The organism is Marinobacter sp. (assembly GCF_052094685.1).
Lineage (GTDB): Bacteria > Pseudomonadota > Gammaproteobacteria > Pseudomonadales > Oleiphilaceae > Marinobacter.
In genome coordinates this window covers 1-10856 of sequence record NZ_JBQDKB010000109.1, presented here as the reverse complement: position 1 = coordinate 10856, position 10856 = coordinate 1, and the positions used below count along the sequence as shown (strand labels likewise).

11 protein-coding genes are annotated in these 10856 nt (G+C 54.9%); 8 read left to right on the top strand and 3 right to left on the bottom strand.

Going from position 1 to position 10856, the window contains the following annotated elements:
- Both ACTH3S_RS16195 and ACTH3S_RS16190 read left to right on the top strand, forming a co-directional pair.
- Positions 1-412, top strand: a 412-nt coding sequence (locus ACTH3S_RS16195; protein WP_441810047.1) for an outer membrane protein, incomplete at its 5' end; no start/stop codon positions are given.
- A 154-nt stretch (positions 413-566) separates the two neighbouring features.
- Positions 567-1349 (top strand): ATP-binding protein, encoded by a 783-nt coding sequence (locus ACTH3S_RS16190; RefSeq protein WP_441810046.1) that lies wholly within the window; start codon positions 567-569, stop codon positions 1347-1349.
- A gap of 35 nt (positions 1350-1384) precedes the next feature.
- Here ACTH3S_RS16190 and ACTH3S_RS16185 read toward each other — a convergent pair whose 3' ends face one another.
- A complete protein-coding gene (locus ACTH3S_RS16185) occupies positions 1385-3448 on the bottom strand; it encodes an ATP-binding protein (protein ID WP_441810045.1) in 2064 nt (687 codons plus the stop codon).
- 3 nt (positions 3449-3451) lie between these two features.
- Complete coding sequence (gene pdsR, locus ACTH3S_RS16180; RefSeq protein WP_441810044.1) at positions 3452-4153, bottom strand: proteobacterial dedicated sortase system response regulator; 702 nt, start codon at positions 4151-4153, stop codon at positions 3452-3454.
- 402 nt (positions 4154-4555) lie between these two features.
- Between pdsR and ACTH3S_RS16175 the strand changes: the two genes are divergently transcribed.
- The 5 genes from ACTH3S_RS16175 to ACTH3S_RS16155 all read left to right on the top strand — a co-directional run bounded on the left by ACTH3S_RS16175 (position 4556) and on the right by ACTH3S_RS16155 (position 8709).
- Positions 4556-6619, top strand: coding sequence for a marine proteobacterial sortase target protein (locus ACTH3S_RS16175; RefSeq protein WP_441810043.1), 2064 nt, complete (start codon positions 4556-4558; stop codon positions 6617-6619).
- Entirely contained in the window at positions 6616-7248 is a 633-nt protein-coding gene (locus tag ACTH3S_RS16170) for a class GN sortase (RefSeq protein ID WP_441810042.1), read from the top strand. Before ACTH3S_RS16175 ends, ACTH3S_RS16170 begins: the two co-directional genes overlap by 4 nt.
- A gap of 47 nt (positions 7249-7295) precedes the next feature.
- A complete protein-coding gene (locus tag ACTH3S_RS16165; protein ID WP_441810041.1) occupies positions 7296-7994 on the top strand; it encodes a lysophospholipid acyltransferase family protein in 699 nt (232 codons plus the stop codon).
- A gap of 68 nt (positions 7995-8062) precedes the next feature.
- A complete protein-coding gene (locus ACTH3S_RS16160; RefSeq protein ID WP_441810040.1) occupies positions 8063-8305 on the top strand; it encodes a GlsB/YeaQ/YmgE family stress response membrane protein in 243 nt (80 codons plus the stop codon).
- Between the two features lie 2 nt (positions 8306-8307).
- Positions 8308-8709: an MAPEG family protein gene (locus ACTH3S_RS16155; RefSeq protein WP_441810039.1), complete on the top strand. Its 402-nt coding sequence runs from the start codon at positions 8308-8310 to the stop codon at positions 8707-8709.
- A 71-nt stretch (positions 8710-8780) separates the two neighbouring features.
- Here ACTH3S_RS16155 and ACTH3S_RS16150 read toward each other — a convergent pair whose 3' ends face one another.
- Positions 8781-9221: an OmpA family protein gene (locus tag ACTH3S_RS16150; RefSeq protein ID WP_441810038.1), complete on the bottom strand. Its 441-nt coding sequence runs from the start codon at positions 9219-9221 to the stop codon at positions 8781-8783.
- 193 nt (positions 9222-9414) lie between these two features.
- Between ACTH3S_RS16150 and ACTH3S_RS16145 the strand changes: the two genes are divergently transcribed.
- The coding region (locus tag ACTH3S_RS16145; RefSeq protein ID WP_441810037.1) for a rhomboid family intramembrane serine protease at positions 9415-10856 on the top strand (1442 nt) is incomplete at its 3' end.

Below are 10856 nucleotides of genomic sequence, written 5' to 3'. Positions count from 1 at the left end.
TGCCCCGATTATCTCATGTCGATACTGCTTGGTTAAGTCCGACAGGCTGCTAGAAGCGAATTATGTAGATTTCGGTAACTTCGGTAAAGATGATACCAAAGCCAAGCTTAAAGGCGGTGCCCTTGTAGCGATTGGTCGGTTGCCAGTAACAGATAGTTTTGGTGTATACGCCAAAGCAGGTGCCTTCGCGGCGGCACTTGATGTGGATGCTTTCGATGAAGACGAGACCTACGATGACGTAAGCCCTGTTATCGGTGCCGGTGTCGACTTTCGTATTACAGAACATCTGACCACGTTCCTGGAATACAACCGTTATAATGTGGACATTGATGAGAGCGACTTCAATGGTGAGCTGAGTAACGATGGCCCTGACTTTGATACAGCTCAGGTTGGCCTGAAATACCAGTTCTGATCGATATTGGTATGCCCCCCCCGAAAAAGGTGCAGAGACTCAGTCTCTGCACCTTTTTTTGTTTGTCGCAGCCCCGATAGCCTGCCCGCAGTTTCTACCGATATACTGGTATTCTTTGCGCACGTCTTTGAACCGCCGAACAGGAAGAGAGCTTATGTCTGGAAACGAACCCTTTGACTGGTCATCGACCCCCGCAGCGGTATGGCGCCGGCATCGTGCAGGGTTACGGGCCGTGCGGAGGCTGGATTCGGTTAAGTGGAACTCTCTAACCGGGATTGATCGCCAGCAGAAGGCCTTGGCACGTAACACGGAACGGTTTCTCGCAGGAGAGCCTTCAAATAACGTGTTGCTATGGGGCGCACGAGGAACCGGCAAGTCTTCCCTTATAAAAGCCATGGTGAACCGCTACCACGAGAAGGGCTTGCGTGTTATAGAGGTGGATAAGGACGACCTGGTGAATCTGCCAGAAATTGTGGATGACATCTGCGACCTGCCATTCCGCTTCATTGTGTTCTGTGATGATATGTCATTTGATGTGGGCGAATCTGGCTACAAAGCTTTGAAGAGTGTGCTTGAAGGCTCCCTTGAACTGCCTCCCGAGAACGTTCGTGTATACGCGACCTCTAACCGTCGCCACTTAATGCCGGAATTCATGTCCGACAATCTCAACAGTAAGGCCAAAGATGGGGAAATACACCCTGCGGAGGCGGTAGAAGAACAGGTTTCTCTGGCCGACCGTTTTGGTTTGCAGCTTTCCTTTTATGCCTTCTCGCAAGAGGTCTATTTGCAAGCCGTGGACGCCCTGTTTCCGAACGTTTCCGACAAGGAAAACCTACACCGTGAAGCCATCCGGTTTGCAACCTCTAAAGGTGTTCGCAATGGCCGTACGGCGCAACAGTTTTACCGGCAGTTTTCCGGAGATGAGAGCTTTGGTTGAAGCCTGTTGGCTTCACCGTGAAATTGTCGGTATGGCTAAGAATGGGCAGCCGGAACGATAACCCGAAAGCAAACACCCTCACTGTCGTTTCGTGTTTCATTTCCCGCTTCAGCACGGCCGCCGTGAAAATCAGCGATCAGCTGGACAATCAGTAGGCCCTGGCCAAGATGTCCTTCTTCTCGGCCTTCTCGCACAGAGACGAAAGGGCTGAAGATGCTGGTATCTGGATTGTCCGGTAGGGTTGAGCCTTCGTTGAACACAAACAGGCAGGAGTGTCTCTCCGTTTGTTCAAGGCCGATCTGGATCCGGCCATCTTGCGGAGTGAAATCCCTAGCATTATCTACCAACTTATCAAGAAGTTGCACCATCAGCTCTGGGGAACCCATGAGACTTATACCTGACTCTGGCCCTGCGTAGTCAAATTGGTGATGCTCATCCAGAGACTGGTAGGCCGCTGTTGCCTGGCCGATAACATCAGCCAGATCAAATGCTTCTTTGTCTGCATGATCAAAGCTTTGTTCCAGCCGGGCGGCCTCGCTCATGCCATTAAGAATTTTTCGCAAACGTTCGGTGGCTGCAGCCGCACGCCCGATGTACTGGGAGCGCTCTTCCTCTGTTTCGCTGTGGGTGAGGTTTTCCAGTGATGAGCGCACCACGGCGACGGGGGTTTTTAGTTCGTGGGACAGGCGCTGTGAAAAACTCTCCAAATAGCGGTTGTAACCGTGCAGCCTGTCAGCCATCTGGGCAAAATGATTCTGCAACTGACCCAGCTCATCGCGGGCGCCTGAACCAGGCAGACTGCCCGTAATCCGGCCATCCTGATCAATGCTGGCGCTGACTGCGCGCTGTAAGCGGGCAATGCGCCAGGATAGCCAGCTCGCATAGCCCAGCAACACCAGTGTCAGGCCAATAATAATAAGCGTGCTGCGGGTAATAACGGAGCCGAGGGTAGAGCCGGAAAACGTGAGTAGCTGGTCAAGGGATTGCTCAAGTATCAGGGTTCGGCCACCGAACACGGGTTTGGTTGTCATCAGCCAGACACTGTCGTCCTCATGACGAACAAGCCCCTCGTTTGGTAATGCGTCCATATCCAGCCGGTTGGTACTGGCGGAAACGGTTACAGGCTTAGGTTGATAAAACTGCACCAGCGCCCGCAAGGCATTGAGGCTCGTGTGTTCCACAATTTGCAAAGGGCTGAGAGCTTCAAACTCGGGTGGTGCCTGTCGGGAAGGCGTTGTCTGTTGTGCGATCACCCAGCCTGCCGGCTCCACCAGCCGGGCGTTTTGCCCACTGCTCATCCCCGATGTGAGCTGGCGCTCCAGCCCAGGGTTACGCGCTACCAGAACCGGTAGCGGGTCTGTGGACGTTGACGTTTGTATCGAGTCTGCACTGCCCAACCTTTGGGCCGAAAATCCCAAGCGGCTACCTTGCGGTGGTTTGGGCAGCTCTAGTTCAATTTGCCAGCCGGTGCCCGCGCTTTGCCAGTAACCGTTCACCCGGTAGTCCGATTTTGGAGCGGTGCTTGAGGTAGCGGAACCAGGGCCATGAGTTGTGGCGTAAACCTTGCCTGGCGCGGGAGTTCGGATGAGCCAGGCGGCAGGTTGAGTATCTGGACTTAGGTTTCCGTTTGCCGGCTCCAGCCAGAGCCTGAGACGGTCATGGGGCTGCTCTGGTGCGCCGGGATTAAAGAATATGGGTTGGTGGTTGCTGATGCGTATCAATAGGTACAGGTGGCGTTGGTCTGTGGCGGCCTGCCAGCGCATGGTGGGCTTGCTTGTGTCACCGTTTGGCTGCGGGCTCTGTTGCCAAGGCTGGAACTGTTCGGCTTCGTCGTAGCCGGGCCAGTCGTCGCTATAGCCGTCCAGGTTGAGGGAGCTGCGCAGGTTTTCTACATAAATGGCAGGTGTTTGAGGCGCAACGGCGGGCAGGCCGAGGCTGAGATCGCCGGCTGTCTGTGCCAGTCGATCGGCCTGATCCTGTAATTGCTGTAGCGCCTGTTGTCGCAGAGCTTGATCTAGCTCCAGCACAAACTGCAGGCCGGCCCAAGGGATCAGTAGCATCAACAGGCTGGCAACAAAGAGTTGGCGCTTGAGGGTCACGACCTAGAGCTCACGAGCATTCCATCGGTAGCCCATGCCATAGGCGGTCTGGATGCCGTCGAAGGTGCTGTCGAGCTGAAGGAATTTGCTGCGGATGCGTTTGATGTGGGAGGTCACGGTGTTGTCGTCCAGAAACGTGCTAGCAGCTTCCATCAGTTGCTCGCGGCTGCGCACATGGCCGGGATGTTGCACCAGTGAGTGCAGCATCCAAAATTCGGTCACAGTGAGGTCTATTGCGGATTGGTCCCAAGCTACGGTCATGCGATCTACGTTTAGGCTTAGGCGGCCACGGTTTACTACTTCGTCTGGTTTTTGCAGGGCTTCTGCCCAAGCATCTGCCCGGCGCAGTAGGGCGGTTACTCGTGCCAGTAGGTGTTCCATGCTCATGTCTTTGGTGACGTAGTCGTCGGCGCCCAGACGTAGGCCGTGTACGGAATCAATGTCGCTGTCGCGGGCAGTCAGGAAAATGATGGGCAGTGTTCCGGAGAGTGAGCGTAAGTCCTGACACAGGGTAAACCCGCCTTCTGGCTCATCTCCTAGGCCGACATCAATAATGGCAAGGTCGGGCAAGCTTTGGCGCAGCACTTGCCAGGCAGACAAGCGGTCACCGTAGGTGGATACGCGATATCCCCGGCGTTCAAAGGCGGCGCGGTAGTTGTCGCGGATGGCGGGTTCGTCCTCTATCAGGACAAGGTGTTTTTTCATGGTTCTGGCTGCTATCCCTGGGCGATGAGGATCTATTTAAACACGGCAGGCGGTAAGAGCAAGGTTAGCGTGCGGTGTTGTCATAATTCATCATTTTTTGTGGGCGGAATGTTTGATTCTGCCACGGGAGTTCCTTTTCGGGTTGTTGAAATGGCTGGGTCTTATTGAATCGTGTAGCTAAAGGATCTTGCCATGATGTTTTCTTCCATATCGTCGAAGCATAGTGCTCTTTCGTTTCTTCAGAACCCGCCCTCCCGCAAGGTGGCACCTGCCTCCGAAACACGCTGTGAATACGTCCCTGTACGCTCGGCTTCGCCATCCATGGCTCCGCACGGTTTCGGAGGCAGGTGCCACCTCACGGGAGGGCTCAGTGTAGGTCGCTCACTTCGTGTTCGGCGCTTTATGGAAGGGGTTAGTTTATGGATGGCGATGTTGCTGGTGTTGTTTGTTCAGCCTCTGTATGCAGAAGCCAACACAGGTAGAGAAGACACAGCAGGCGCGCTGCACTTCGTGGATGGCAAGGGCCAGTGGCAGGAACCAGCCTTGGTTTTAGGCAGTGACTTTGATGTCCGGGTCAGCGGGCTGATTGCGGACAGTAAATTGGTGCGCACCTTTCAGAACACGAGTGATCAGTGGCGCGAAGGCGTATTCGTGTTTCCGCTTCCGGAGCAGGCCAGTGTGTATGGGCTGACGATGAAGGTGGGGGAGCGAACCATTGTGGGTAAGGTTCAGCCCCGTGAGGAGGCGAAGAAAACCTATGAGAAGGCTCGGGATTCGGGGCGTCAGGCGGCGACGGTTGAGCAGCAACGGCCGAATCTGTTCACCACTCGGGTGGCGAATATTCCGCCCGGTGCACAGGTGAGTGTAGAGCTTAACTATCAGCAGCTTGTGGGTTATCGGGATGGGGTTTTTGAGCTGAGTGTGCCAACCACGTTAACGCCCAGGTACATGCCGGGTGAGCCTTTGGCTGATGCGCCGCAGCAGTGGCAAGGTGGCTGGGCTGTGCCCACCACTGAGGTGCTGGATGCCGATGCTATTAGTCCGTTTACGGTGGATGTGGCAGATGTGCCGGAAGAGAGCCACCGGGCTTCGGTTCAGTTCACGATTGATGCCGGCCTTCCGCTGGCGCGGGTGTCCAGCCCTAGCCATGAGGTGGCCACTCAACAGGATGGTCAAGTGATGACGGTTCAACCCCAGACGGGGGATATTGTGATGGACAGGGATTTTGTGTTGCGTTGGCAGCCTCTTGCAGGCCAGGAGCCAGCTGCGGCGGTTTTTCATCAGCGTTGGGAAGGTGAAGATTATCTGTTGGCGATGGTGGTGCCAGGGCGGGCTGGGAAAACCCGTTTGCCACGGGCACTGACGTTTGTGATTGATACGTCCGGTTCTATGGCGGGGGAGCCCATTCGGCAGGCGAGGAAAGCGTTACAGCAGGGGCTGGAGACGCTGGCGCCGGGTGATAGATTTAATGTGATTCAGTTTAATTCCCAGCCCCATGCGTTGTTTATGCAACCGGTCATAGCAAACGCCAACAACCTGGCCCGGGCACGTCAGTATGTAAGCAAACTGGAGGCTGGCGGCGGCACGGAAATGGCACCGGCGTTGACCATGGCTTTGCAACATTCTGGCAAAGGTGTGGATGAGGCGCCTGAAGATGAATTATCGAGGGTGCGACAGGTCGTGTTTATGACCGATGGGGCGGTTGGTAATGAGTCGGCGTTGTTTAGCCAGATCCGTCGCCAACTAGACGATCATCGGTTGTTCACGGTTGCTATTGGATCGGCACCTAACATGTACTTTATGCGAGAGGCGGCTCGCTGGGGGCGTGGCAGCTATACCGCTGTGAAGGATCTTGCGGATATCAGTGGCCCTCTGGCTCGGCTGTTTTCGGCCATGGAGGCACCGGTACTGACGGATATCCAGGTGAGTTGGCCGAACCCGTCAGCAGCGGCACTTGATGACAGTTTTCCGCTTCGCCCCGGTGATTTGTTTCAGGGTGAGCCTTTAGTGCAGGTGGTGCGAGGTGTGCCGGCAACTGGTGAGCTAAATGTTTCAGGAACGTTGCCGGGCGGCGCCATATGGCAACGGAGCCTGGACTTGCAACAGGCTGCGTCTGGCACTGGCCTGCACCGCTACTGGGCCCGGGAGAAGATCAACAGTGTGTTGGACGAGGCACGGGTTCAGGCTCAGGAACCGGATAAAGCAGCGGTCACCAAACTGGCGGTTGAGCACAACCTGATGTCGCCTTACACCAGCTTTGTGGCAGTGGACACAACACCGGTGAGGGCTTCCGACAGCTCTTTGTTAAAAGATAACGTGCCAACCCTGCGGCCCGCAGGAACTCAGCCTGGTATGGCGCGCTACCCGCAAACGGCTACATCAGCGCCTTTGCTTATCGCGCTGGGCTTGGTTGGTCTGATGTTCTCGGCCGCTATTGTACTGCTGCAACGGCGGGCATACCCATGAGCCGGCTGTTGCTGTTGCTAATGACAAGCTCTGCCACGTTGCTAGTCTTTGGCTTGTGGATTCCTTTGAAGGCCGTGATGGCGCAGGAACTACTGGAGATTGCTTGGGCTGAAAGCCAGGCGCGGCAGATTGAATCCCGACCGTGGCCTTGGGCCGATACTTGGCCGGTGGCAAAGCTGTCCATACCTGAACTGAACGATTCGATGATTGTTTTGGCCGGCGTGCATGGAGAAAGCCTGGCCTTTGGCCCGGGCCAGATGATGGGGGTGGGGAGTGCGCAGGGCGCGGTTGTTATTGCTGGCCACCGGGACACCCATTTTCGGCCCCTGAAACGGTTGAAGCCTGGCAATGAACTTCAGCTGCAAAGCCGGGACGGCCGGTGGCAGGGGTACAAGGTGCGTGAGGCAAGAATTGTGGACAGCCGTTCAGAGTTTATTGATACCAGCAACCTGGCTGCGGATACCCTACTGCTGGTTACCTGCTACCCGTTCGACAGCATGGATGCTGGCGGCCCGCTGCGGTATGTGGTGGAAGCTCGGGCTGATGACAACCTCAGCCAGACCTCTCTCAGCCCAGGTTCTCTTGATTTGGATTTATTGGAACAAAATGACACTGTTGCGGGGCTATAAACTTGGCGTACACTTGTGCGCCAAAATCCTGTTACAGAGTTTTTCGTATGGGCTTTATCAGAAATTTTTTGGCCTGGCTGAGCGTTCCTGTGCTTTGTCTGTTCGCTTTGCCATTCTTTATTCTCAGGCCATTTAACCCGGATAATAATCGGCTTCTGGCCATCGCAATGGCGCGCACGGGGCGCGCAATACTCGGTATGAAACGGCCTCTGGAAGGCGCGGAGCACATGCCGCAGGATCGCCCTGTGGTTGCTATCGCCAACCACCAGTACAACGATGATCTTTTTGTGGTGGGCGATCTGGTGGCGCCTCGCACCGTTACCGTAGGCAAGTCATCGTTGGTCTGGCTCCCGTTCTTCGGCTGGGTGTTCTGGCTGGGCGGTAATGTAATATTGAACCGGGCCCGTGCTCGCAAAGCCATCGCAACCATGCAGGCCACCAGCGAGGCCATAACCCGTGATAGCAAAAGCCTGTGGGTGTTTGTGGAGGGCACGCGGAGCAAGGGCCGGGGCCTGCAGAAGTTCAAAAAAGGTGCTTTTTACGCGGCGGTGACGTCCGGGGCGCCAATTGTTATGGTATGCACAGCCGAATATCGGAATAAAACACTGGGTTGGCTGGGCCGGCGTGAGCCAGTTACTAGTCGGATTCTGCCTCCGGTAGAAACTGTAGGCCATACTATTGAGGATGTTCCCGCTCTGATCGCGCGTTGCCATAAAGAGATGGCGGAGGTTATCGCCGAGCTCTGAGATGCGCCGGGTCTGATTACGCTGTATAAAGAATCTCTCAAAAGACATGCCGCAAGGAGAGGAAAACGATGAACCTGATTCTGTTTCTGATTATTGGTGGTGTTGCCGGCTGGCTCGCTGGTCTGATTATGAAAGGCCGTGGTTTTGGTGTGCTGGCCAACATTGGTATTGGTATCGTCGGCTCGTTTCTTGGCGGTTTTGTTTTTCGCCTGCTGGGCCTTGCCGCGCAGGGAGCCGTTGGTGAATTGGTAACCGCCACAGTGGGTGCGGTATTACTGCTGGCTATCGTCAGCAAAATTAGGAAGAGTTGAAGATGATCGTACCTGTTACCGGAGTGTTTGCTGCCGTACTCGGTATTCTGTTGGTGGTGCTTTCTGCACAGGTGGTGAAATTTCGCCTGAAGTACAACAAGGGCATAGGTGTAACCGAAGATCGTGATTTCCAAGTGGCCATTCGTGCACACGCCAACCTGGTGGAATACGCACCGCTGGGGCTCATCATGCTGGCTATTGCTGAGTTGAATGGGGTGGCCAGCGGTCTTATATATTGGACAGGCATGGCCTTGGTGGCTGGTCGCATTCTTCATGCCTGGGGCATGATTAACGGCAAGGGTGAAACGCATAAAGCGCGTGCGCTGGGTATGGTACTGACCTGGTTGGCCATTCTGGCTGCTGCGGTTTTACTGTTATGGAATGTCTGGCACGTATACGGCTGATCGTGCCAGCTAGAGCCTATAGGGCCGCTCACCCCGGCCCCGGGTTTCTCGTCCGCTCTTGTTCTTCCTGTCTAAAGCGCCTTGGCCATATCTTGATCTAGGTATTCCAGCTCTACCCGACGGTTGGCAGCTCTGTCGTCTGGTGTTGCCAGAGGGCGAGCAGACCCCCAACTTGCAACCAACAGCCGCGATTCGGCAATGCCCTCTTTCATCAGAAGTCTCGCCACCTCGTTAGTCCGCAGTCTGGACAGAAAACGGTTAAAGTCCTCAGCGCCAAAATTATCAGAGTGACCGTGAATTCGAACACTGACGGTCGGGTTCTGCCTCAAATAGGCTGCATGCTGGCGGATAATGGCCCTGTCTGAACTATCCAGTGCGTGCTTGTTGAAACCGTAATGAAACTTCATTCGGTGTGGGCGGTTGCCTTCAGCCATAAGAGTGGCTGCGTTAAAGCCAGATGCTACAGCTGCTTTGGCGATCAACTCCGGGTTGTCCAATACGAGTACGGTCATCTGCAGTATCCTTGTTCCAAGTCTTCGGTTTTTCTTGTTATTCCTGCGTACTATTAGCCGGAGCAGAAATAACGGCAATTGGCGAATGGTCGATACGACATTCACGCTGGGAACCATTTAAACGCGAAAATAAGACACTACTGTGATAAAAAGCAGTTTTTCAGGGACAGATTATGATGAATTGTGACCGCCCATGCTGATTATTCCTGCCGAAAACGCCGTTAACTGGAAGCGCCCACCCTGGGTAACTCTCGGGTTGATGCTCACCTGCGTGTTGGTTTTTCTGTTTTACCAGGGGGGAGACAGCCGCAAGCTGGAGCAAGCAGTTGATGTTTATGTGGATTCTGGCTTGTTGCAGCTAGAGGGGCCGGCTTACGAAGATTACCTGCAGCGAAAAATTCGCTTTGAAGGTGAGGATGAACTAGCTCTTGAGTTGCAGCAGTTTCAGGAACTGAGGGCAGGAAATGAGAACTTCTGGCTTTCCGTTAGCCTGCTTATGGATCGAGAGTTTTACCAGTACCTGCTGCAGAATCGCGATGTGATATGGGCCCCGACTGAGCGGGCGCGCTGGTTGGAACAGCGCACAATCATCGAAGACACCTACATTCAGCGCCTGAGTGCCCAGCAACTGGGCCTGATCCCCGCGAAACTGTCTTTATACACCCTGGTTACTTACCAATTTTTGCACGGTGGGTGGGGGCACATCATTGGTAATCTGGTCTTCCTATTCCTGCTGGGCTTCACGGTTGAAAAAGCCCTAGGCCCTGGCCGCTTTTTATTGGCTTACTTGGTGTGCGGCGCGCTGTCTGGCGTTGTTTTTACAGCCTTTTCGCAGGGAAGCTATATTCCCTTGGTGGGTGCATCCGGCTCAATTTCCGGGCTGATGGGCATGTACGTGGCCATTTACGGCTTACAAAAAATTCGATTCTTCTATTTTCTTGGCGTGTACTTCAACTACTTCCGAGCCCCCGCGCTGGCCATACTGCCCGTGTGGCTGGGCAAAGAGATATACGACTACTGGTTCGCCGGCGCAACCGGCGTTGCTTATATGGCCCACGCTGGCGGCCTGCTGGCAGGTGCTGGGCTAGTGTGGCTGCTGGGCAAAAGCTGGCTACAGGTACGCGAAGAGTTCTTCGAACCGGAAGAAGACGAGCAAGACGAGCGTTTCACCACCGGCTACGCCCAGGCTATGGCTAGTCTAGGGCGGATGGATTTTGAACTGGCGAGGCGTCAGTTCGAAGCGTTGCGGGAACATTATCCAGACAGACCCATTCTGCTGGAGCACCTATACAACTTAGCCAAACTGCGCCCGGACTTATCCGAGTATTTGTCTCGCACCCGAGAACTGATGAACGACACCCTAAGCCGCCGACAGCCAGAGCAGATGATCGCGACTTGGCAGGAATACCTGAGCAAGGGGGAAAGTCATCACCCGCTTGCCGCAGAGGACCATAACCGGGTGTTGTTCGCCAGCCTTAAGCAGCACGACCTTAAAGCAGCAGAGAAAGCCTTTGAGCGCCTACGGGGTGCTGACGATTCGCTACTAACCGCAGAGGCTTGCAGGTTGCTTGCAGAAGAGTTCGAAAAACTAGAGATGGCGCCTAAAGCCCGCCACTATCGTCAGTTGCTTCAGGC